This is a genomic window from Arthrobacter sp. D3-16, assembly GCF_054408515.1.
The window spans coordinates 2,660,890-2,682,779 of record NZ_CP096437.1 but is presented as its reverse complement, the minus strand read 5'-3'; the positions used below and the strand labels follow the sequence as shown (position 1 = coordinate 2,682,779).

Here is a 21,890-nt window from a genome sequence, read left to right as displayed (position 1 = left end):
GTCCAGAGATGCAGGGTTCCGGACGGTTTATCCCTGCATCTCTGGACAAAAACCAAGGCCTAGGGGGAAGGCGGCCTGGCATCCACCAGAAGCGCCGCCAGGGCCATGCTCTCGAGCAGGGGGCGGGCGGATTGTGCTGCCATCTTCCGGCCGTGGCTGCGCACCGAGTGCGGTGTTGAGTTGATGAGCCCGAACGTGGCATGTGCACGCATCCGGAGCTCCGTGATCTCCGTGTCCGGATGCAGCTTTGCGAGGACATCCACCCAGGCCTCGACATAGCTCAGCTGGAGGGTCCGCACAGCCGCCTGGTCGTCATCGGACAGGTTGCTGAAATCCCGGTCCTGTACCCGGATAACGTCAGGCTTGCCCAGGGCGAAGTCCACCTGGAACTCCACCAGGCAACGCAGTGCGGATGCGGGATCGGGATTGCGCGCCACCACCTCGCGGCCGCCGTCGAGGAGTTCCTGGCTGACGGTCACCAGCAGGTCCGCGAGGACCGCCTGCTTCCCGGGAAAATGACGGTAGACAGCCGGGCCGCTGACCCCTGCCGCCGCTCCGAGGTCCTCAAGGGACACGCGGTTGAACCCGTTGACGGCGAACAGCGAAGCCGCGGCACTCAACAAGGCCTGCCGCCGGTTCTCCTTCGCCTGGCCGCGTTGCGTTGACGAGCTGCGCTGGGTTGACGAATTGCGCTGGGAGCCCGGGGCCCGGGGCGCAGGGGGAACGGGTTCCGCCGCCGTAGCGTGCTCCAGCGGGGAGCCGCGCCCGCCGGTCCGGGCGGCCTCAGTGCTGGCCATGATTCCTCCTCAGGCCCGCAGATTAGCCAGGGCGGTATGTGTTGGACTTCACAGTTAATACAGACTAACCTGAATTTCAGTTATTGGGCGCTAACCGAGTTGGCTTTCGGCGGCTCGGATCGGAACAGGAACGGACGTCAATGGAGACCCTTGCCACCCGGCTTGACGCTACAGCCGAGGCTTATTCGTTGAACCGCGCCGCCCAGCTGTCGCTCGCCGGCGAGCTGCGGAAAAAGCTGGCCGACGCCGCGCTGGGTGGACCGGAAAAATCAAGGGAACGCCACGTGGCCAGGGGGAAACTCCTGCCCCGCGAGCGGATCGACCACCTGCTGGATGACAGCAGTCCGTTCCTCGAAATTGCGCCCCTGGCCGCCAACGGCATGTACAACGACGAGGCACCCGGCGCCGGGGTTATTGCCGGGATCGGGCTGGTTCATGGCCGCCACGTGCTGGTGATCTCCAACGACGCCACGGTCAAGGGCGGAACGTACTATCCGATGACGGTGAAGAAGCACTTGCGGGCCCAGGAGATTGCCCTTGAGAACCGGCTGCCCTGCATCTACTTGGTGGACTCCGGCGGAGCATTCCTGCCCAAGCAGGATGAGGTCTTTCCGGACAGGGACCACTTCGGCCGAATCTTCTATAACCAGGCCAGGCTCTCCGCCGCCAAAATCCCCCAGATCGCCTCGGTGATGGGATCCTGTACCGCCGGTGGCGCCTATGTTCCGGCCATGAGCGATGAAACCGTTATCGTCCGGAACCAGGGCACGATCTTCCTGGGCGGGCCGCCGCTCGTGAAGGCCGCCATCGGAGAGATCGTCAGTCCGGAAGAGCTCGGCGGCGGGGAAGTGCACTCAAGAATCTCCGGCGTGACGGACCACCTTGCCGAAAATGACGAACATGCCCTGCAGATCATCCGGGACATCGTTGCCACGCTTCCGGCTCCGGCGGCGCCGGTGTGGGAGATGGAACCCGCAGTCGAACCGGCCGCAGCCCCGGCGGAGCTCTACGGGGCGGTACCCACTGATGTCAACGCCCCCTACGACGTCCACGAGGTGATTGCCCGGCTGGTGGACGGCAGCCGGTTCCACGAATTCAAGAAGGAGTACGGCACCACCCTCGTGACGGGCTTCGGGAGGCTGCACGGGCATCCGGTAGGCATCGTAGCCAACAACGGGGTGCTGTTCAGCGAGTCTTCCCTCAAAGGGGCCCACTTCATCGAGCTCTGCGACCAGCGCGGCATTCCGCTGATATTCCTGCAGAACATCTCCGGGTTCATGGTGGGCAGGGACTCGGAGCAGGGCGGCATCGCCAAGAACGGCGCGAAGATGGTCACCGCCGTGGCCACGGCGCGGGTACCCAAGCTGACAGTGGTGATCGGCGGCTCCTTCGGCGCCGGCAACTATTCCATGTGCGGCCGCGCCTATTCGCCGCGGTTCCTGTGGATGTGGCCGGCCGCCCGGATCTCGGTGATGGGCGGCAACCAGGCCTCCAGCGTCCTGGCCACGGTGAAGCGTGACCAGTACGAGGCAGCCGGCCAGGAGTGGTCAGCGGAGGACGAGGAAGCCTTCAAGGCACCCATTCGGCGGCAGTACGAGGACCAGGGCAGCCCGTACTACTCCACGGCCAGGCTGTGGGACGACGGCGTGATCGATCCCGCCGACACCCGTACCGTCCTTGGCCTCGCACTGGACGTGGTGTCCCGCACGCCGCTGCCGGAAACCTCCTTCGGCCTCTTCAGGATGTGAGCCCGCAATGACCCTTCCCCTCTCGCCCGTCACCCGGCAGGAGACTGCTCCCGCAGCAGCCCCAGGGCGCCAGCCCCTGTTCAGCACAGTCCTGGTGGCCAACCGCGGTGAGATCGCCTGCCGCGTCATCCGCACCCTCCGCGCCCTGGGCATCCGTTCCGTCGCGGTTTACAGTGATGCCGACGCCGGCGCCCGGCACGTGCGTGAAGCAGACACAGCAGTGCGCATCGGCCCCGCCGCGGCCACGGATAGCTACCTTAAGATCGAGGCCATCGTTGAGGCATGCCGCAAGACCGGGGCGGACGCCGTGCACCCGGGCTATGGCTTCCTGAGCGAAAACGTGGACTTCGCCCGCGCCCTGGACCAGGCGGGGATCACCTTCATCGGCCCGGGGGTGGAAGCCCTTAATATGATGGGCGACAAGATCCGGTCCAAGAACCACGTGTCCGGTTACGGCGTCCCCGTGGTGCCCGGGGTAGCGCAACCGGGAATGACGGACCGGCAGCTGGTACAGGCTTCCGCCGCCGTGGGCTTTCCGCTCCTGATCAAACCTTCCGCCGGTGGTGGCGGCAAGGGCATGCATGTGGTGGAACGCCCGGAGGACCTCGAGGCCACACTGGCCACGGCCCGGCGGGTGGCGGCGGGCGCGTTCGGCGACGATACCCTGTTCCTGGAACGCCTGGTATCCACCCCGCGGCACATCGAGGTGCAGGTGCTCGCGGACAACCACGGCAACGTCATCCACCTCGGCGAGCGTGAATGTTCTCTGCAGCGGCGGCACCAAAAGGTCATCGAAGAGGCACCATCGCCCCTGCTCGAATCCCTCGCGGAAGGCGGTGCCATCCGTGCCCGCATCGGCGAGGCTGCCTGCAACGCCGCCCGCAGCGTGAACTACAGCGGCGCCGGAACCGTGGAATTCCTTGTCTCCGACGATTCGCCGGAGGATTTCTACTTCATGGAAATGAACACCCGGCTGCAGGTGGAGCATCCCGTCACCGAAATGGTGACCGGCATCGACCTCGTCGAATGGCAGGTGCGGATCGCCGCCGGGGAGGAGCTCACCGTCCGGCAGGCCGACGTTGAACTTAACGGCCACGCTGTGGAGGCGAGGGTCTACGCCGAGGTGCCCGAAAAGAACTTCCTGCCGTCCACAGGAACAGTGCTCCTGCTGGACGAACTGCCCGGCCGGCCGGGCGTGCCGGGTACGCCTCCACCGACGCGGGCATCCGCCGGCCAAGGGACTGTGCGGGTGGACTCGTCCCTCGTGGAAGGGCTGGAACTCTCGTCCAGCTACGACCCCATGATGTCCAAGGTCATCGCCTGGGGAGAGGACCGCGCGGCTGCCCTCGCTACGCTCGACGGGACGCTCGCCGCGTACACGGCGCTGGGGCTGGACACCAACGTGGAATACCTGCGGCTGCTGATCAATGACCCTGACGTCCGCGCCGGCCGGCTCGACACCGGCCTGATAGAACGCAGACTTCCGGATCTCGCGTTCCGCCGGGTCGCCGAGGCCGAACTTGTGGCAGCAGCACTTTTCACTCTTTTGGCCGAGGAACAGAACAACACACCCCTGCCGCCCGGACCCTGGCACGCGCGCAATGGCTGGCGGCTGGGAGCAGCGGCACCCCGCCGGATCAGTCTGGGCACTCCCGACGGCGGGGTGGCATCAGTGCGGATCAGCGGCACCGCATCTGACGGAACGGCCGGTGACGGAAAGGCAGGTCAGGAAGTTGTCCCTGGCGGCACTGCCTACCACGGAGCGTTCCTGGTGGCCGTAGACAAGGGGCCCTCGCGTCCGGCGCGGCTCGAGTTCCTGTCCCGCCGGGAGGCTGTGCTGACCCTCGATGGCCGGGCCACGACGTACGCGATCGCACCGGTCTTCCGCGGGCCGGCGGCCCCGACGCGTGATTCCCCGGCTGTTGGGGTACCTGCCGAACTGTTCCTGGGCAATGAGGGCTGGTCCTGCCGGCTGGAGGTATTGACCCGGGAAGGGCGGCTTGAGCGGGTACTTGCAGCCATCCACCGGGAGGAGGGCGCCGCGGATCCGGCAGTGCGATCACCGATGCCGGGAACGGTGGTATCCGTTCCGGTTAAAGACGGAGATGCCGTGATGGCCGGGCAGGTGCTGGTTTCAGTGGAGGCAATGAAGATGGAGCACCAGTTGCCGGCGCCCCTGGACGGGACGGTCCACCTCAACGCCCGGCCGGGAGACCTGGTGAAGGTCGGCCAGGTCCTGGCCACCATTCACCCGCATCCCACCGACGTTTCCGGCGACAGTCCGCCCCGTGCCGCCCACAGCGGCGGCGGCCCGGACGGCAACGCAGACACTGCAGGCATCGATTCACCCCACGGCAAAGGAGCCTAGACATGGCAGGTTTTGAACTCAGCGAGGAATACCAGGACCTCAGCGACACCGTCCGGGACTTCGCGGACAACGTCGTCGCCCCGGTCTCGGCCAAGCACGACGAGGAGCACAGCTTCCCGTACGAGGTAGTGAAGCAGATGGCGGAGATGGGGCTGTTCGGCCTGCCCTTCCCCGAGGAGTTCGGCGGGATGGGCGGCGACTACTTCGCCCTTGCCCTCGCACTGGAGCAGCTGGGCCGGGTGGACCAGTCCGTTGCGATCACCCTGGAGGCGGGTGTCTCCCTGGGCGCCATGCCGGTCTACCGCTTCGGCACCGAGGAGCAGAAGCAGGAGTGGTTGCCCATGCTGGCCGCCGGCGAGGCGCTCGCCGGCTTCGGCCTGACGGAACCGGAGGCAGGATCGGACGCGGGCGGCACCAAGACCCACGCCCGGCGTGAGGGCGGGAACTGGGTGATCAACGGCAACAAGGAGTTCATCACCAACTCCGGTACAGACATCACCCGCCTGGTCACCGTCACAGCCGTCACCGGCCGGAAGGAACGCGCGGACGGCAGCGTCCAGAAGGAGATCTCCACCATCCTGGTGCCCACGGACACCCCAGGCTTCAAAGCGGAAAAGCCCTACAACAAGGTGGGCTGGAACGCGTCGGATACCCACCCGCTGACGCTGAAGGACGTGCGCGTCCCGGAAGCAAACCTGCTGGGAGCGGAGGGCCGCGGCTATGCCAATTTCCTCTCTATTCTGGACGAGGGCCGCATCGCCATCGCAGCGCTGGCCACCGGCGCAGCCCAGGGCTGTGTGGACCTCTCGGTCAAATACGCCAAGGAACGCAGCGCCTTCGGCAACCAGATCGGCAAGTACCAGGCGATCTCCTTCAAGATCGCGCGCATGGAAGCCCGGGCCCACACCGCCCGCCTGGCCTACTACGATGCAGCCTCCCGGATGCTTGCCGGAAAGCCGTTCAAGACCCAGGCGGCCATCGCTAAGATGGTCGCAGGCGAGGCGGCCATGGACAATGCGCGGGATGCCACCCAGGTGTTTGGCGGCTATGGCTTCATCAACGAGTTCACCGTGGCACGCCACTACCGCGACTCCAAGATCCTTGAAGTGGGGGAGGGCACCACGGAGGTCCAGCTGATGCTGATCGCCCGCGAACTGGGTCTGTAGTATCTGGGACAGTAGCCGGCCTGAAAGGATCACCGATGATTGACAAGGTTGTTGCCACCGCCGAAGAAGCAGTGGCGGACATCCCGGACGGCGCCTCCCTCGCCGTGGGCGGTTTCGGTCTATGCGGCATCCCGGTTTCGCTCATTGACGCCCTGCACCGGGCCGGCACTTCGGACCTGGAAACTGTGAGCAACAACTGCGGCGTGGACGACTGGGGCCTGGGCATCCTGCTGCGCGATGGACGGATCCGGCGCACCATCAGCTCTTATGTTGGCGAAAACAAGGAGTTCGCCCGCCAGTACCTGGCCGGCGAGCTCGAGGTGGTACTCACACCGCAGGGAACCCTGGCCGAGAAACTCCGGGCAGGGGGCGCCGGCATCCCGGCCTTCTATACCAAAGCCGGCGTCGGAACCCAGGTGTCCGAAGGCGGCCTGCCCCAGAAGTACGACGCCGAGGGCGGCATCGCCGTAGCGTCCTCCCCGAAGGAGGTGCGCTCCTTTGCCGGGGTTGACTATGTGCTCGAAGAGGCGTTGACTCCGGACTTTGGGCTGGTCCACGCGTGGAAGGGCGACCGCCACGGAAACCTCGTCTTCCATGCCACCGCGATGAACTTCAACCCGCTGTGCGCCATGGCCGGACGGATCACCATCGCCGAAGTGGAGGAACTCGTGGAACCGGGCGAACTGGATCCGGAACACATCCATACCCCGGGGATCTTCGTCCAGCGGGTGGTGCTGGCCCCCAACGCGGAGAAACGCATCGAGAAACGGACGGTCGCGCTCGCAGCCGCATCCGGGCAGCCTGCAAACCAGGCAGGCGCCAGCCAGTCGGGCACCCCGCAGCGCGCCACCAACGAGCAGGCAGGAGCCTAGCCATGGATCCCAACAGCCCCTACGCCCCCCGCCCCGAAGGTGTCCGGCCGGAGTACCGCCGCGCAGACCAGCAGCATGGGGAACCCGCGGACGGTGCCGGCCCCAAGGGCTGGACCCGGAATGAGCTCGCCGCCCGCGTGGCGCAGGAGCTCAGCAACGGCCAGTACGTCAACCTGGGAATCGGCATGCCAACCCTCATTCCCAACTACATCCCCGGCGGCGTCGAAGTGGTGCTCCATTCGGAAAACGGGATCCTCGGCGTCGGCCCTTATCCGGCGGAGGATGCTGTTGATCCTGACCTGATCAACGCGGGCAAGGAAACTGTCACGGTCAACAAGGGCGCCGCATTCTTCGACTCTGCTTCTTCCTTCGGGATGATCCGGGGCGGCCATGTGGACGTCGCCGTCCTGGGCGCCATGGAAGTCGCCGCCAACGGTGACCTGGCCAACTGGATGATCCCGGGCAAGATGGTCAAGGGCATGGGCGGTGCGATGGACCTGGTGTTCGGTGCCAAAAAGGTGATTGTGATGATGGAACACGTGGACCGGAACGGCAACCCGAAAATCGTCCAGCAGTGCTCCCTCCCGTTGACCGGGAAGGGCTGCGTGGACCGCATCATCACGGACTTGGCAGTCATCGACGTCGTTACGGATGACACCGGGTCACGGCTGGTGCTGCGGGAGCTGGCTCCCAACGTTTCCGTGGAGGACGTGGCAGCCGCAACCGGCGCGGAGCTTTTCGAGGAAGACCGGGAACTGACTGTATGACCGGGAACCACAGGGTTTCGACAGGCTCGACAACCGGAAACCAGCGCGTCGTCGAGCAGCGCGGACTGTACTTCGATGAGCTGGAGGAGGGCGTGCTGTACGCCCACCGTCCCGGCCGCACCGTCACCGAAACGGACAACGTCCTGTTCACCACCCTCACCATGAACACCCAGGCCCTGCACCTCGATGCTGCCTGGAGCTCAGGACAGCCCTTTGGCCAGCGGCTGGTGAACTCCATGTTTACGTTGGCCACCATGGTGGGCCAATCCGTTTCCCAGCTCACCCAGGGCACCATCATCGCCCAGCTGGGTCTGACCGACGTCTCCTTTCCGCACCCGCTGTACCACGGCGACACCCTCTACACCGAGACAGCCATCAGCAGTAAGCGGCTTTCCAGCTCACGGCCGGGCCAGGGAATTGTGACTATGGAGCACACCGGCCGCAACCAGGACGGCACGGTAGTGGCGCTCGCGAAGCGCACCTGCCTGATGTGGACGCGTGAGGCGCACACCCTGCAGCCGGGCGCGGGAGAAGGGACAATACCGGTATGACCTTTGTGATGGGCCCGGCCCTGCTTTTTTGCCCTGCCGACCGGCCGGAGCGGTACCAAAAGGCTGCCACCCGCGCCGACGCCGTCATCCTGGACCTCGAGGACGCGGTGGCGCCCGCCGAAAAGCAACGCGCCCGCGGTGCCATTCTCGCGCAACTGGGGGCCGCCGGGGATGTGCCCGAACTGGATCCCAGCCGGACCATCATCCGGGTCAACCCCGCCGGGACGGACGAATTTGAGAAGGACCTCCACTGCCTCGCCCACACCCCGTACAAGACGGTGATGCTAGCGAAAGCCGAGAGCGCGGCGCAGCTGGAGGCCCTGGCCGGCTACCAGGTGATCGCACTGTGCGAAACGGCAGCAGGAGTCCTGAACGCCCCTGCCATTGCTGCCGCCCCCAATGTTGTGGCCCTGATGTGGGGAGCCGAAGACCTGCTGGCCTCACTCGGCGGGACCTCCAGCAGGAAGGACGACGGCGCCTACCGAGCCGTTGCGCTCCACGCCCGGTCCTCCGTCCTCCTGGCTGCGCGTGCCTTCGGCAAGGAAGCCGTGGACGCCGTCTATACCAACATCCCTGACCTGACGGGCCTGGCAGAGGAAGCGGCGGACGCTGTCTCGTCAGGCTTCGGCTCCAAGGCCTGCATCCATCCCAGCCAGGCAGCGGTAGTGCGGGGAGCCTATGCGCCCTCGGAAGCGGAAGTCTCGGCGGCAGCACAGCTGCTGCAGGCCGCGGCGGCGGCTGGGCAGGGCGTCTTCCAGTACAAAGGGCAGATGATTGACGGTCCCATCCTTAAGCACGCCGAGGCCGTCATCCGGCGCGCAGGCGAGCACGTCTAGCGTTTCCGTCCGCTGGACCGCCGCAGCGAGACCGGCGGAATCGGCTCGTGGAGCAGAGTCCGGACCCAGCGGTCCCCGGTCTCCCGGAACTCCTGACGCGTGGCAAACCGGTAGTGGTAGCTGCGCACCCGCACCCAACGTGGCGGGGCGCCGTCGAACGGGTCATCCCGGAGGAGCCGCAGAATCCGGCGGTCCGCCTCCAGCAGCTTGGTGAGGAAGGCGTAAAACCACTCCTCGTGCACGGTCCTCAACGGCAGGAACCACATCAGCCAGTCCAGCCGGAGATGATATGGCGCCCACTGGCGCGGAATCCGGCGAAGGTCGCCGGGTTTGCCCTTGAACCCGTACTCCCGCCACTCGGAGGAGTCGTCCGGATTGTCGTCGAGCGTCGCTTCCACCACAATCTCGATGCGCTTCTTCGTGACTGATCCGAACGCCCCATAGGTGTTGACCAGCTGCCAGCGGTTGAAGCTGGCGTTCATCAGCTGCCGGTGGGAAAACAGGTTGCGCAACGGCCAGTAACTAAGAACCACCAGCAGCAGGGTGACTGCCAGGGTGATAACCAGCCACCACAGGGGCGTTTCCCTTGCCACGCCCGCCGCGCCGTGCCAGTCCAGCGGGATCGCCGGCAGGACGGCGTGAGCCACCGGGTCGCTGACCGCGGCGAACGCCAGCACAATGGCAATCCAGTTCAGCCAGGCGAAGTTGCCGCTGGCCACAAGCCACAGCTGCGTCAGGATCACAATCGCCGCCGCCACGCTGGCAACGGGCTGGGGCGCGAACAGGAAAAAGGGAACCACCAGCTGGGCGAAATGGTTCCCGAGCACTTCCACCTTGTGGAGGGGCTTGGGCAGCAGATGCGCCTGCCGGCTCAGTGGACCCGGCATGGGCTGGGTTTCGTGGTGGTAGTACAGGGCGGTCAGGTCACGCCACTCCTGGCCGCCGCGGATCTTGATCATTCCCGCGCCGAATTCCAGCCGGAACACCAGCCACACGATCAGGATCAGGATGGTGCGCGGCGGGTCGGTCTGGTCCGAACCCAGGAAAGCAACCGTGAATCCTGCCTCAAGGAGCAACATTTCCCAGCCGAAGCCGTAAAACGTCTGGCCAACATTGACGATGGACATATAGAGAAGCCACAGGGACAGGAACGCAATGAGGGGCACCCAGGGCGGCCCCGTTTGCGGGATCCCGGCCACCAGCAGGGCCGAGACCAGGAGCCCCATTGCGCACACCCACCGCAGCAAGCGGTCCGAATACCGCCAACGGAAAAGCGTGGGCCGGCGCAGACGGCTGAAGCCGGAAAGATACTCCGGTACCGGCAGGAGGCCCCGCTCACCCAGCAACGCAGGAAACTGGTTCAGGGAGGACAGGAACGCAACGAAATACAGTGCTGCCACACCCCGCTGCAGCACCTGCCGGGCGAACTCATATTCCGGCGCGTCAAACCAGGAGAGCCAGTCCACGCAGTCCACGTTACGCCCGCCGTCGGCGCGGCTGCCACTAGGATCGAGGGATGTTTGTACTGGTGCTGATCGCCGTTGTGGCAGGCGCATTGGCCCAGCGGATCGCAGGCCTTGGCTTCGGCCTCCTGGTTTCCCCCGTGCTGGTGGTGCTGCTGGGCCCTTTCGACGGCGTGATGATCATCAACCTCTGCGGTGCCACCTCATCCCTCCTCATCCTTTTCCGGGTCTGGAGGCATGTGGCCTGGCGGAAGTACTTTGGGTTGGCGCTCGCCGCCCTGGCGGGCGTGCTGCCCGGCGCCTGGCTGGCGAGCAACGTGCCGGAAGCCCCACTTGAGATCGGCATCGGCGTCCTCCTCATCATCGCCCTCCTTGCGTCCCAGCGGTTGACCAGGAGTTCGTGGCGCGCCAGCGGCCCCGTTCCAATGGTGTCCCTGGGATTTTCCAGCGGCCTGATGAACGCCGCTGCTGGAGTCGGCGGTCCTGCCATCACGGCCTATGCCATCGCCAGCCGATGGGAGCAGAAAAGCTTCAGCGCCACGCTTCAGCCATACTTCATCACCACCGGGTTTACCTCCCTCATCAGTAAATACTTGCTGTCCGGCGGGCATGTTCCCGGCCTGGAGGGCTGGCAGTGGCTGGCCATCCTTGGGGCCATGATCACGGGAATCGTGGCCGGAGATCTCTTGTCGGGCCGGGTGCGTCCGGCTTCCGCCCGGCGCATTGTTACCGCCATCGCCTACCTGGGCGCTGTGGCGACCCTGGCCAAGGGCCTCGTAGAACTGGCAGCGGCCTGAGCGGCGGCGGGTTAGAGCGGCATTCCCCAGCCCTCGCAGGCTTAACGAAGACAGCGGGGCAGTTCGGTGCGCGATACTTAAGCAATGCAGCCACGCAAGATTGCCCTCCTCGGATCCACCGGCTCCATCGGCACCCAGGCAATTGACGTCGTCGACGGCGCCCCGCACCTTTTCGAGGTGGTGGCCCTCAGCGCCGGCGGCGGCAACCTGGAACTCCTCGCCCGGCAGGCTGTGCACACCGTGGCAGCGGCTGTTGGCATCGCCGGCGGCGATCCCCGCCGGTTGGCCGCCTTAATCGATGAAGCCGCTGCCGCCGCGGGAAAGCAGGGCTACCGGCCGGAGATCATCGCCGGACCGGACGCCTCAACCCGGATCGCCGGACTCGAAGCCGATGTGGTGCTCAACGGAATCACAGGTTCGATCGGACTGGCACCCACGTTGGCGGCCCTCAACTCCGGCGCCACCCTGGCCCTGGCCAACAAGGAATCCCTCATTGTGGGCGGCTCCCTGGTGAAGGCGGCAGCACGGGCAGGCCAGATCGTCCCCGTGGACTCTGAGCACTCGGCCATCGCCCAATGCCTGCGTTCGGGGTCGGCGGGCGAGGTGGAAAAACTGATCCTCACCGCCTCGGGCGGGCCTTTCCGCGGCAGGACCCCCGAGGAACTCCACGATGTCACGCCTCAGGAGGCGCTGGCCCACCCCACCTGGGACATGGGCCTTATGGTCACCACCAACTCGGCCACCCTCGTGAACAAGGGACTGGAAGTCATCGAGGCGCACCTGCTGTTCGACGTGCCGCTGGACCGGATCGACGTCGTGGTCCATCCCCAGTCCGTGGTGCACTCCATGGTCCAGTTCATCGACGGGTCCATCATCGCGCAGGCATCACCGCCGGACATGCGCCTGCCCATCGCGCTGGGGCTGGGCTGGCCGGACAGGGTGCCCAAGGCCGCCGCTGCCTGCGACTGGACCCAGGCCGCCACCTGGACCTTTGAGCCGTTGGACGCGAAGGCTTTCCCTGCCGTGGATCTTGCCAAGGATGCCGCCAAGCAGGGCAGCACGTACCCCGCCGTGTTCAACGCCGCCAACGAGGAGGCCGTAACCGCCTTCCACGCCGGCCGCATAAGGTTCACGGACATCGTGGACACGGTCGCCGCCGTTCTCAGCGAACACCCAGGCTCCTCCGGGCTGACAGTGGAAACCGTACTGGATGCTGAAAGCTGGGCACGCGCGCGCGCCAATGAACGTTTAGCAGTCAGCAGTCTCTAGGAAGCAGCAAGCACCTCCATGACCCCCGTTCTCCTCTTTGTCCTCGGTGTCGTCTTCGTGGCAATCGGCATCGCTGCCTCCATCGCGCTTCACGAAGTGGGCCACCTCCTGCCCGCAAAGCTCTTCAAGGTCCGCGTCACCAAGTACATGATCGGCTTCGGGCCCACCCTCTGGTCACGGCGGAAAGGTGAGACCGAGTACGGCGTGAAAGCCATCCCGCTGGGCGGCTACGTATCAATGATCGGGATGTACCCGCCCAACAAGGACGACGGGTCCGTCCGGCCCTCCAGCACCGGAATGTTCCAGACCCTTGCTACGGAGGCACGGTCCATGGCACACGAAGAGGTGGGCCCCGGCGATGAGAACCGCGTGTTCTACCGGCTTCCGGTGTGGAAGAAGATCATCGTTATGCTGGGCGGACCCGCCATGAACATGTTCCTGGGCGTCGTGCTGACGGCTGTCCTGCTGATGGGATTCGGCATGGCCACGGCCACCACCACCATCTCTGACGTCTCCAAGTGCCAGGTGGCAGCAGGCGAAACAGTGAACCCGGATTCAGCCGACTGCCAGCTCACGCCCGCCGCCGCAGCCGGCCTCAAACCCAATGACACCGTCACCTCCTTCGACGGGAAAGCCGTGACCAGCTGGGACCAGCTGACGGAATGGATCCGGGCCTCTGCCGGCCGCGAGGTGGCCATCACCGTGGAGCGGGGCGGCGCCCCGGTATCCACCACGGTGACTCCCGTGCTCTCGGCCCGCCCCATCATCGGGGCGGACGGGCGGCAGGCAACAGACGACGCCGGCATCCTCCTCTACCAGGACGTCGGCTTCCTGGGCATTGGCGCGCAGACGGAACTGGTGGCCCAGCCGGCGTCGTCCGTCCTGCCCATGGCCGGGGAGAACATCCGGCAGGTGGCAGGAGTGGTGTTCAACCTGCCCGCGCGCGTCGTGGGCGTGGCGAAAGCCGCCTTCAGTGAGGAACCACGCGATCCCAACGGCCCCATCAGCGTGGTGGGTGTGGGCCGGGTAGCCGGAGAAGTGGCCGCGATGGAGGAAATTCCCGTCCAATCGCGGATCGCCACGCTGTTTGGCCTCCTTGCCGGGCTGAATTTCGCACTGGCGGTCTTCAACCTGGTCCCGCTGTTGCCGCTGGACGGCGGCCACGTTGCGGGCGCCCTCTACGAAGGCGCCCGCCGCCAGCTGGCCAAGCTGTTCGGCAAGCCGGACCCCGGAGCCTTCGACATCGCCAAGCTGCTCCCGGTGACCTACGTGGTGGCAGCCCTGCTGATGGGGATGAGCGCGCTCCTCATCTACGCAGACATTGTTAAACCGGTGAACCTCTTCGGCTGACCCGCACTCCTGCGGGAACCCGGCCTAGGTGATTCAGGGTTATCAGCCCCAAGTGGCTGATATGTAATAGTCAGCTATTTGTGATTGATTATCTCCGATCAGCTGCCTAGGGTTAGGGCATGTACGTTCTCACCATCGACCAGCGGGGCAGCTCGTCCGACGTTGACCGCGTCCCTGAGCTGATCTCCGCGTTGCGTGACCTCACCCCTGCGCCCTTTGAACGCTCTGTCGGCGACGAGCTCCAGGGCGTGGTAGGGCATGCCGCAGAGGTGGTGGATATCGCTCTGCACGCGCTTCGGAGCGGCAATTGGTACGTCGGGATCGGCATCGGTACGGTGCAGCTCGCTCCGGGGGACAGCCCCAGGGAAGGGTCCGGGAGCGGCTTTGTTGCGGCGCGCAAAGCTGTGGAACTCGCGAAGGGCGCGGCCGGCCAGGTTCCGCTGTCAGTGGTATCTGGCACTATTGGCCGTGGCAGGGACATCCCGCCCCAAGCCCGGGAAGGTGCCGTATCCAGTGCAAACGCCCAAGCGGTGCTTCGCCTCATCGGAAGGGTGGTGCAGCAACGCACCCAGGCACAGTGGCGCGTGGTGGACCGGTTGCGCGCATCCCAGGGCGGGGCCCGGCATGGCAGCCAGAAGCATGTTGCCCACGAGCTGGGAATTACGGAGCAATCGGTGAGCCGGGCCGTCCTTAGGTCCGGCTGGCAGGAAGAATGGGCAGCCAGGCCGGCAGCAGCAATGCTCCTGGACCACGCACACTCCCAGATTGTCCGTCCCCACGATGAAGGAGCCCGGTGACCGCGCTTTGGATCACTGCCGCCCTGCTCGTTGCAGGATTCGCCGGTTGGCCGGTGACCGCCCTCGTGTTCCGTCTCGCCCGGACCATCGACGAGAAAGCAGATGCTGCCAAGGCTGCGGAAGAAGCCAGGCGGGCAGCCGAGGACCCCTCAGCGGACGTCACAGTTGACGGGCCGCACGCCGAAACCCAGAACGTCGATGGCGAGCTGACGGCGGCGGCCGACGTGCCGCCGCCGGGCGCTTCCGCTTCAACCCTGCCGGCTCCCAGCCAGCGCATCCTGCGTGGCGGAGCCATCATTGGCGTCCTGGAACGGCTCGGGGTGTGCCTGGCGATCCTTACCAGCCAGCCGGTAGCCATCGCCTACATCGTTGCGATCAAGGGCCTGGGCAGGTTCGCGGAGCTGAAGGAAACGCCGGTGGCAGCTGAACGCTTCATCATCGGAACACTGACCTCCATGCTGTGGGCGGCCGGAACGGCAGCGGTGGTCAAAGTATTGTTCCTGTCCTAGGAGCAGGCGGGTGGCACGCTGTCCCCCCGGCAGGACCGCGGGCAGTGCAGCGGCGGGGCTGGCCGGATGGGTGCATGGGCAGGCAGGGCGATAGGGTAGCGGTATGACAGTTTTTGCCGTTGAGTACGTTTACGCCGCCGATTCCACCGAAGCCCGCAACGAGGCCCGGCCAGCGCACCGCGAATGGCTCGCGGGCCTTGCGCAGGACGGTGCCGTCCTTGCCAGCGGTCCGTACCGTGACGGCGCCGGAGCGCTCCTGATCTTCAAGACAGCAGACGAGGCCGCCCTCAACTCGATCCTCAAGCAGGATCCGTTCGCCGCCGCGGGCGTCATCGCCGGGACGCGGATCACGGAGTGGTCACCCATCATCGGCGTGCTCGCCGGCCTCACCGCGTAGCCTCTTTAACACCCTTTCAACTCTAGGAGTCCACGTGACCTCGGTCAGCCTGGGAATGCCGTCAGCACCGCCGCCCGTCCTCGCCCCCCGCCGCAAGACCCGCCAGATCAAGGTTGGTTCCGTGGGGGTGGGCTCAGACTTCCCCATCAGCGTGCAGTCCATGACCACCACGCCCACTACGGACATCAACGCCACCCTGCAGCAGATCGCTGAACTCACGGCGTCCGGCTGCGACATTGTCCGCGTCGCCTGCCCCTCCGCGGATGACGCCGAAGCGTTGCCGATTATCGCCAAAAAGTCCCAGATCCCGGTGATCGCGGACATCCACTTCCAGCCCAAATACGTCTTTGCGGCCATCGAAGCCGGCTGCGCCGCAGTGCGCGTGAACCCTGGCAATATCCGGAAGTTCGACGACCAGGTCAAGGAAATCGCGGCTGCCGCCCGGGACCATGGCACCTCCATCCGCATCGGCGTGAACGCAGGTTCGCTGGAGCCCGGCATCCTGAAGAAGTACGGCAAGGCAACCCCGGAGGCGCTGGTGGAGTCCGCCGTCTGGGAGGCGTCGCTGTTCGAGGAGCACGGCTTCCACGACTTCAAGATTTCCGTCAAGCACAACGACCCCGTGATCATGGTGGCGGCCTACGAGATGCTGGCGGAAAAAGGTGACTGGCCGCTGCACCTCGGCGTGACCGAGGCAGGCCCGGCCTTCCAGGGAACCATCAAGTCCGCCACCGCCTTCGGTGCCCTCCTTTCCAGGGGCATCGGCGACACCATCCGTGTTTCCCTCTCGGCCCCGCCGGTAGAGGAAATCAAGGTGGGCAACCAGATTCTCCAGTCATTGAACCTGCGCCCCCGCAAGCTGGAAATCGTCTCCTGCCCGTCCTGCGGCCGCGCCCAGGTGGACGTGTACACGCTCGCTGAACAGGTCACCGCAGGCCTGGAAGGAATGGAGATCCCCCTTCGGGTGGCGGTCATGGGGTGCGTCGTGAACGGACCGGGCGAGGCCCGCGAGGCGGATCTTGGTGTGGCTTCGGGCAACGGCAAGGGCCAGATCTTTGTGAAGGGTGAAGTCATCAAGACTGTCCCTGAGAGCCAAATTGTTGAGACACTGATCGAAGAGGCCATGCGTATCGCAGAAGAGATGGGGGAGACCGATGGCGAAGATGCTGTCAAGGGTAGCCCCGTGGTTAGCGTCTCGTAAGGACGTCCCCGACCCCCCGGGGATCTTCGTCCGCACCCTGGACGGGACGGATACCGCTGCGCTGAGGGTGCTTGCGCAGCGGGATCCGGTGACAAACGTCTTCATCCTCGCGCATCTGCGCGCTGCCGGCACCGCCGCCCCTACCAGTGGCGGGGCCGGTGTCATCGGCGTGTTCGATGACGGCATCCTGGTGGGTGCGTGTTGGGCGGGGGCCAATCTGGTTCCGGTCCAGCTGGATCCTGCTTTGGCCGGTGCGGTTGCGGAAGTGGCCAACGCCTCCGGGCGGCGTTATGCCTCGGCGTTCGGTCCGGCCCCTGCAGTGTTGGCGCTCTACGCGGAGTTGGTGGAATTGGGCCACCGGGCGCACGAAGTACGCGACGAACAGCCGCTCATGACCATCGAGGGCACGCCGCTGGTCCCATCGAATCCCGGGCTCGCACCGGGAAACCTTGCTGACTTTGACCGCATCCTTCCAGCCTGTGCCGCCATGTTTGAAGAGGAAGTGGGCTATTCCCCCTTCCTGGGTGGCCGGGAGTTCTATAGCCGGCGTGTGGAAGGACTGATCCGCCAAGGCCACTCTTTGGCACACTTGAATAACGCCGGCGACGTGGTGTTCAAGGCCGAGCTGGGCGCCGTGACATCCGAGGTCACCCAGATCCAGGGCGTCTGGATGAACCCGCTCTATCGAGGCCAGGGCCTCAGTTCCGGGTACATGGCCGCCGTCGTGGAACAGGCGAGGAAGATTGCACCCATCACCAGCCTCTACGTCAATGGCTTCAACCTGCGGGCGCGCGCAACGTACGAGCGGGTCGGCTTCCGGCAGGTGGGGACGTTCGCTACAGTGCTGTTTTAGGCGGCATATGTCGTTAAGTAAGACTTCTCTATGAATTCACTTGTCAACTGTGGCCGTCATCACTTAGGTTCGAAACTAGCTGCGCTGGAGTGGCGTGGGCGGTCTCACCAGTCCTCACCAGTACTTAGGCGATAACGGCGTTGAGCCAGGCCCGGATGCAATGACCAGCCCTTTTGGGGGGCCAGGGGCTTTGTCTTCCGGGCGTGGCTCTACTGCGCTAGCCGGTAGATTAGTACCCAGACGAAATGCCCGGCCTGCTGTTGCTCCAGCACCTCCCCAGAAACGGATACCCACCCGTGGTTACAAGACTGTCCCAGCTATTCCTGCGCACCCTGCGTGAAGATCCCGTCGACGCCGAGGTGGCCAGCCACCGCCTGCTGGTCCGCGCAGGTTACATCCGCCGCGCCGCTCCCGGTATTTACACCTGGCTGCCGCTTGGGCTCAGTGTCCTGCGCAAGGTCGAAGCCATCATCCGCGAGGAAATGGCGAACATCGGGGCGCAGGAAGTCCATTTCCCGGCCCTCCTGCCGCGCGAGCCCTACGAGGCCACCAATCGCTGGACCGAGTACGGCGAAGGCCTGTTCCGCCTCCAGGACCGCAAGGGCGCGGATTACCTGCTGGCTCCCACGCACGAGGAAATGTTCACGCTGCTGGTTAAGGACCTCTACTCCTCCTACAAGGACCTGCCGCTCAGCCTTTACCAGATCCAGAACAAGTACCGCGACGAAGCCCGCCCCCGCGCCGGCCTCCTGCGCGGACGCGAGTTCATCATGAAGGACTCATACTCGTTCGACGTTGACGACGCCGGCCTGGACGCCAGTTACGCCGCCCACCGCGGCGCCTACCTGCGCATCTTTGAGCGCCTGGGCCTTGAAGTCATTCCGGTGACCGCCACTGCCGGTGCCATGGGCGGCTCCAAGAGCGAAGAATTCCTGCACCCCACGGACATCGGGGAGGACACGTTCGTCCGTTCAGCCGGAGGTTACGCCGCCAACGTCGAGGCCGTCACGACGGTGGCGCCGGCAGAAATCGACTTCTCCGCTGCTCCCGCGGCCGAGGTCCTCGACACACCGGACACCCCCACCATCGAAACGCTGGTGGCAGCCGCCAACCAGCTCGCTCCCCGCTCTGAGGCCGACGGCGGCGACTGGACTGCCGCGGATACGCTCAAGAACGTGGTCCTCGCCGTTACCCTGCCCACCGGGGAACGCCAGCTTGTGGTCATCGGCGTTCCCGGCGACCGCGGCGTGGACCTCAAGCGCGTCGAAGCCAACATCGGATCCTTCCTGCCGATCGCAGGCGAGATCGGCCTCGAACCAGCCAACGAAGACGACCTCAAAAAGCAGCCGCTGATCGTCAAGGGGTACCTCGGACCCGGCCTGACGCTGGACGAGCCACTGCTGGGCAGCGAAAGTGCCTCGAAGCTCCTCTACCTGGTTGATCCGCGCGTTGTCAGCGGCACCACCTGGGTCACCGGCGCCAACGAAGCCGGCAAGCACGTCTTCGGGTTGGTGGCAGGCCGGGACTTCACGTGGGACGGTGTCATCGAGTGCACCGAAGTCCGCGAAGGCGATCCGGCTCCCGATGGCTCCGGCCCGCTGGAAACTGCACGCGGAATTGAGATGGGCCACATCTTCCAGCTTGGCCGGAAGTACGCCGAAGCCCTGGAGCTGAAGGTGCTGGACCAGAACGGCAAGCAGGTTACGGTGACCATGGGTTCCTACGGCGTGGGCGTCACCCGGGCCGTTGCAGCGCTGGCCGAATCCAACAATGACGCCAAGGGCCTGGTGTGGCCGCGGACGGTGGCTCCCGCGGACGTCCATGTGGTGGCCGTCGGCAAGGGTGAGGACATCTTCGCCACCGCTGAGCGGCTTGCGGCAGACCTGGAAGCAGCGGGTCTTGACGTCCTGCTCGACGACCGGCCCAAGGTCTCGCCAGGGGTCAAGTTCGGTGACGCTGAACTGCTGGGCGTACCCACCATCCTGGCCGTTGGCCGCGGCCTGGTGGACGGCGTGGTGGAGATCAAGGACCGCCGCAGCGGCGAAGCCGAGAACGTCGCGGTAGACAAGGCAGTTGACTATGTGGTCAACGCCGTCCGTGCCGGCTGACCCGCCGAGGTGCTCTTAGGCCTTGAATCCATCCAGCTGACGACGCTGGTTTTGATCGTGCTGGCTGGTTTTGCCGCGGGCTGGGTGGACGCCGTGGTGGGCGGGGGCGGGCTGATCCAGCTCCCAGCCCTGTTGCTGGTCCCGGGCATCACGCCCGTCCAGGCGCTGGCGACCAACAAGATGGGGTCCATCTTCGGAACCGCAACCAGCGCCGTCACCTACTACCGGCGGGTGGGACCGGACCTGCGGACAGCACTGCCGATGGCCGTGATCGCCCTGGCCGGCAGCTTTGGCGGCGCCGTCCTGGCCGCCACACTGCCTTCCAGCGTGTTCAAACCCATCATCGTCGCAGCGCTGGTGGCGGTAGCGCTGTTTACGGCCCTGAAACCGGGTGCAGGCCATATCACCGCCCTGCGGCACGACGGCCACAAGCATTATGTGGTGGCCTGCCTGATCGGTACCGTCATCGGCTTTTATGATGGCCTGATCGGCCCGGGGACGGGTTCCTTCCTGGTGATCGCCCTGGTGTCGGCGATGGGTTACGCGTTCCTGGAGGCCAGTGCCAAAGCGAAGATCGTGAACATGGCAACCAATGCCGGTGCCCTGATGTTTTTCCTTCCCCACGGATCCATTCTGTGGGGCCTGGGCCTGCTGCTCGGTGCGGCCAATATGGCTGGCGGCTACCTCGGGGCAAGGACAGCGGTGGCGCAGGGGAGCCGGTTTGTCCGGGTGGTCTTCCTCGTGGTGGTAGCCGCCCTGATCCTGAAGCTCGGATACGACGTCTGGCAGGAAAACTTCGCCCAGCCGGGGTAGTCCGGGCCGGGACGCGTAGCAGCGCAGGTGTGGGACTGGCGGCGGGGTGGCGTCGGAAATCACCCCTGCTGTCAGCGCGCGCGCACCGCCTCACCCGGCTCAGGCAGGCGGTGCGCCGCAGGCAGTCCGTCGAGGGTGTTGCCGGCCAGCGTGCTGGCCACCCAAAGGGACCTCGCCAGGTCGCCTCGATGGCCGGGCTTCCCCGCATATTCCAAGGCGTTTGCGACCTCCCTGGCAATGGCCCATTGCCGGGCGACATCAGGGTCCAGGCCTGCGGCGGAGCTGAAATCAAAACAGCGCCGGCGCAGTCCGGCTGCAGCCCCGCTCACGGGAAGGTCTGACATGCGGTTCCACAACAGCGGAGCCACGGCGAACTCCGGCTCGCCGATCATCGGCTGGGGGTCGATGGCGGCGTAACCGTCCGCCGTCGGAGGTCCTGCCGGGGGTGGCGGAGCCGGGCGGGCCAGGACATTGAGGAAATGCAGGTCCGTGTGAACCAGGGCGTCGCGTGCCGAACGCCGTCCCACTGCTCCGCGGGTCTGGCACACCTCAAGGGCTGCCTCCAGCAGCCAGCGGGGGAACGGGCGTCCCAGTTGTTCCCAGTCAGCCGGCAGGTCGTCACTCCACTGCTCAGCACGGGCGGCGATGTGTTCGAACTCCTGCCACTGCGGCCGGTCATCGGGCCGGAGGCTCAATTGCCGCATCAGGCCGGCCCACACCACCACGGCGTCCTCCATCGGGACAGCGGTGAGGGAGCGTTCGCCGTCGAGCCGTTCCAGGAGCATGGAGCAGGTTCCGGCGTCGGAAGCCAGCAGCGCCACGGCGCCACGTCCCTGCCAGAGGTGCAGGGCGTGCCGCTCAACCCTGGCTTCGTCGTGCGGGAAGGCGACTTTGAGGGCTGCCTGGTTGCCGTCCGGCTGCCTCACCGGTATGACCACGCCGCCGTGGCCGTTCCAGGGCAGGGTGCCGGGAAGCAGGTCCGGCGTCAGCTGCCAGTCCTCCAGGCGGCCTTGGATGAGGTCCGGCAGGGACGCGAGCCACGCCCGCCCCGCGCTGCTGCGGCCGTACCGCGCAGTGAGGTCAGGTGGGATCGGTACTGCAACTGGCTCGCTCATCAGTCCCAGCCTAGGCGCAGGGGAGCGGCCGGTGTGGCGAAAGTACCCCGTTGGGCCACTCCCGTGGCTCCGAACAGGTTGCCGACGGTCAGGTGAATTCACGCGCAGGGCTG

At 65.8% G+C, this 21,890-nt stretch carries 20 protein-coding genes; 17 read left to right on the top strand and 3 right to left on the bottom strand.

The features are described from left to right. Window positions 1–59: 59 nt before the first annotated feature. Window positions 60–797: an SACE_7040 family transcriptional regulator gene (locus M1D32_RS12785; RefSeq protein ID WP_458779026.1), complete on the bottom strand. Its 738-nt coding sequence runs from the start codon at window positions 795–797 to the stop codon at window positions 60–62. Window positions 798–937: 140 nt separating this feature from the next. Here M1D32_RS12785 and M1D32_RS12780 point away from each other — a divergent pair, with 140 nt between their 5' ends. Genes M1D32_RS12780 through M1D32_RS12750 form a run of 7 tightly spaced genes read left to right on the top strand, consistent with a single transcriptional unit; the run spans window position 938 to window position 9,105 of the window. Next, entirely contained in the window at window positions 938–2,545 is a 1,608-nt protein-coding gene (locus tag M1D32_RS12780; RefSeq protein WP_458779025.1) for a carboxyl transferase domain-containing protein, read from the top strand. 7 nt (window positions 2,546–2,552) lie between these two features. Beyond that, window positions 2,553–4,913 carry an acetyl/propionyl/methylcrotonyl-CoA carboxylase subunit alpha gene (locus M1D32_RS12775; RefSeq protein ID WP_458779024.1) on the top strand — a complete coding sequence of 787 codons (2,361 nt, stop codon included), beginning with the start codon at window positions 2,553–2,555 and terminating at the stop codon, window positions 4,911–4,913. Window positions 4,914–4,915: 2 nt separating this feature from the next. Further along, window positions 4,916–6,079: an acyl-CoA dehydrogenase family protein gene (locus tag M1D32_RS12770; protein ID WP_458779023.1), complete on the top strand. Its 1,164-nt coding sequence runs from the start codon at window positions 4,916–4,918 to the stop codon at window positions 6,077–6,079. 35 nt (window positions 6,080–6,114) lie between these two features. Then, entirely contained in the window at window positions 6,115–6,951 is an 837-nt protein-coding gene (locus M1D32_RS12765) for a CoA transferase subunit A (RefSeq protein ID WP_458779022.1), read from the top strand. 2 nt (window positions 6,952–6,953) lie between these two features. Then, window positions 6,954–7,718 (top strand): CoA transferase subunit B, encoded by a 765-nt coding sequence (locus tag M1D32_RS12760; RefSeq protein ID WP_458779021.1) that lies wholly within the window; start codon window positions 6,954–6,956, stop codon window positions 7,716–7,718. Beyond that, window positions 7,715–8,269, top strand: a complete 555-nt coding sequence (locus M1D32_RS12755; RefSeq protein ID WP_458779020.1) for a MaoC family dehydratase — start codon at window positions 7,715–7,717, stop codon at window positions 8,267–8,269. The genes M1D32_RS12760 and M1D32_RS12755 overlap by 4 nt, the downstream gene beginning before the upstream one ends. After that, window positions 8,266–9,105: an HpcH/HpaI aldolase/citrate lyase family protein gene (locus M1D32_RS12750; RefSeq protein WP_458779019.1), complete on the top strand. Its 840-nt coding sequence runs from the start codon at window positions 8,266–8,268 to the stop codon at window positions 9,103–9,105. Before M1D32_RS12755 ends, M1D32_RS12750 begins: the two co-directional genes overlap by 4 nt. On the opposite strand, the gene M1D32_RS12745 is transcribed toward M1D32_RS12750, so the two are convergent. Further along, a complete protein-coding gene (locus tag M1D32_RS12745; protein ID WP_458779018.1) occupies window positions 9,102–10,571 on the bottom strand; it encodes a lipase maturation factor family protein in 1,470 nt (489 codons plus the stop codon). The two genes, M1D32_RS12750 and M1D32_RS12745, sit on opposite strands and share 4 nt — an antisense overlap. Before the next feature lie 50 nt (window positions 10,572–10,621). Here M1D32_RS12745 and M1D32_RS12740 point away from each other — a divergent pair, with 50 nt between their 5' ends. The 10 genes from M1D32_RS12740 (at window position 10,622) to M1D32_RS12695 (ending at window position 20,662) form a co-directional block, all read left to right on the top strand. Beyond that, window positions 10,622–11,365, top strand: a complete 744-nt coding sequence (locus M1D32_RS12740; protein WP_458779017.1) for a TSUP family transporter — start codon at window positions 10,622–10,624, stop codon at window positions 11,363–11,365. A gap of 84 nt (window positions 11,366–11,449) precedes the next feature. Beyond that, the gene (gene dxr / locus M1D32_RS12735) at window positions 11,450–12,634 is read left to right on the top strand and encodes a 1-deoxy-D-xylulose-5-phosphate reductoisomerase (RefSeq protein ID WP_458779016.1); all 1,185 of its coding nucleotides are present in this window, start codon (window positions 11,450–11,452) and stop codon (window positions 12,632–12,634) included. An 18-nt stretch (window positions 12,635–12,652) separates the two neighbouring features. Beyond that, window positions 12,653–13,984 carry a M50 family metallopeptidase gene (locus M1D32_RS12730; protein WP_458779015.1) on the top strand — a complete coding sequence of 444 codons (1,332 nt, stop codon included), beginning with the start codon at window positions 12,653–12,655 and terminating at the stop codon, window positions 13,982–13,984. A 119-nt stretch (window positions 13,985–14,103) separates the two neighbouring features. After that, window positions 14,104–14,781 (top strand): MarR family transcriptional regulator, encoded by a 678-nt coding sequence (locus M1D32_RS12725; RefSeq protein ID WP_458779014.1) that lies wholly within the window; start codon window positions 14,104–14,106, stop codon window positions 14,779–14,781. Then, a complete protein-coding gene (locus M1D32_RS12720) occupies window positions 14,778–15,290 on the top strand; it encodes a hypothetical protein (protein WP_458779013.1) in 513 nt (170 codons plus the stop codon). Before M1D32_RS12725 ends, M1D32_RS12720 begins: the two co-directional genes overlap by 4 nt. A gap of 103 nt (window positions 15,291–15,393) precedes the next feature. Further along, window positions 15,394–15,687 carry a YciI family protein gene (locus M1D32_RS12715; protein ID WP_458779012.1) on the top strand — a complete coding sequence of 98 codons (294 nt, stop codon included), beginning with the start codon at window positions 15,394–15,396 and terminating at the stop codon, window positions 15,685–15,687. Window positions 15,688–15,721: 34 nt separating this feature from the next. Next, entirely contained in the window at window positions 15,722–16,888 is a 1,167-nt protein-coding gene (ispG, locus tag M1D32_RS12710) for a flavodoxin-dependent (E)-4-hydroxy-3-methylbut-2-enyl-diphosphate synthase (protein ID WP_163164462.1), read from the top strand. Then, complete coding sequence (locus M1D32_RS12705) at window positions 16,851–17,741, top strand: GNAT family N-acetyltransferase (RefSeq protein WP_458782186.1); 891 nt, start codon at window positions 16,851–16,853, stop codon at window positions 17,739–17,741. Before ispG ends, M1D32_RS12705 begins: the two co-directional genes overlap by 38 nt. Window positions 17,742–18,037: 296 nt before the next feature. After that, window positions 18,038–19,849, top strand: coding sequence for a proline--tRNA ligase (locus M1D32_RS12700; RefSeq protein WP_458779011.1), 1,812 nt, complete (start codon window positions 18,038–18,040; stop codon window positions 19,847–19,849). A 9-nt stretch (window positions 19,850–19,858) separates the two neighbouring features. Next, complete coding sequence (locus tag M1D32_RS12695) at window positions 19,859–20,662, top strand: sulfite exporter TauE/SafE family protein (RefSeq protein WP_458779010.1); 804 nt, start codon at window positions 19,859–19,861, stop codon at window positions 20,660–20,662. A gap of 71 nt (window positions 20,663–20,733) precedes the next feature. Here M1D32_RS12695 and M1D32_RS12690 read toward each other — a convergent pair whose 3' ends face one another. Continuing rightward, complete coding sequence (locus M1D32_RS12690; RefSeq protein WP_458779009.1) at window positions 20,734–21,777, bottom strand: aminoglycoside phosphotransferase family protein; 1,044 nt, start codon at window positions 21,775–21,777, stop codon at window positions 20,734–20,736. Window positions 21,778–21,890: the final 113 nt, after the last annotated feature.

What these genes read in the sequence shown, in the direction of transcription:
- M1D32_RS12785 (WP_458779026.1), bottom strand. Translation starts at nt 797, where the DNA reads ATGGCCAGCACTGAGGCCGCCCGGACCGGCGGGCGCGGCTCCCCGCTG.
- M1D32_RS12780 (WP_458779025.1), top strand. Translation starts at nt 938, where the DNA reads ATGGAGACCCTTGCCACCCGGCTTGACGCTACAGCCGAGGCTTATTCG.
- M1D32_RS12775 (WP_458779024.1), top strand. Translation starts at nt 2,553, where the DNA reads ATGACCCTTCCCCTCTCGCCCGTCACCCGGCAGGAGACTGCTCCCGCA.
- M1D32_RS12770 (WP_458779023.1), top strand. Translation starts at nt 4,916, where the DNA reads ATGGCAGGTTTTGAACTCAGCGAGGAATACCAGGACCTCAGCGACACC.
- M1D32_RS12765 (WP_458779022.1), top strand. Translation starts at nt 6,115, where the DNA reads ATGATTGACAAGGTTGTTGCCACCGCCGAAGAAGCAGTGGCGGACATC.
- M1D32_RS12760 (WP_458779021.1), top strand. Translation starts at nt 6,954, where the DNA reads ATGGATCCCAACAGCCCCTACGCCCCCCGCCCCGAAGGTGTCCGGCCG.
- M1D32_RS12755 (WP_458779020.1), top strand. Translation starts at nt 7,715, where the DNA reads ATGACCGGGAACCACAGGGTTTCGACAGGCTCGACAACCGGAAACCAG.
- M1D32_RS12750 (WP_458779019.1), top strand. Translation starts at nt 8,266, where the DNA reads ATGACCTTTGTGATGGGCCCGGCCCTGCTTTTTTGCCCTGCCGACCGG.
- M1D32_RS12740 (WP_458779017.1), top strand. Translation starts at nt 10,622, where the DNA reads ATGTTTGTACTGGTGCTGATCGCCGTTGTGGCAGGCGCATTGGCCCAG.
- dxr (WP_458779016.1), top strand. Translation starts at nt 11,450, where the DNA reads ATGCAGCCACGCAAGATTGCCCTCCTCGGATCCACCGGCTCCATCGGC.
- M1D32_RS12730 (WP_458779015.1), top strand. Translation starts at nt 12,653, where the DNA reads ATGACCCCCGTTCTCCTCTTTGTCCTCGGTGTCGTCTTCGTGGCAATC.
- M1D32_RS12725 (WP_458779014.1), top strand. Translation starts at nt 14,104, where the DNA reads ATGTACGTTCTCACCATCGACCAGCGGGGCAGCTCGTCCGACGTTGAC.
- M1D32_RS12715 (WP_458779012.1), top strand. Translation starts at nt 15,394, where the DNA reads ATGACAGTTTTTGCCGTTGAGTACGTTTACGCCGCCGATTCCACCGAA.
- M1D32_RS12705 (WP_458782186.1), top strand. Translation starts at nt 16,851, where the DNA reads ATGCTGTCAAGGGTAGCCCCGTGGTTAGCGTCTCGTAAGGACGTCCCC.
- M1D32_RS12690 (WP_458779009.1), bottom strand. Translation starts at nt 21,777, where the DNA reads ATGAGCGAGCCAGTTGCAGTACCGATCCCACCTGACCTCACTGCGCGG.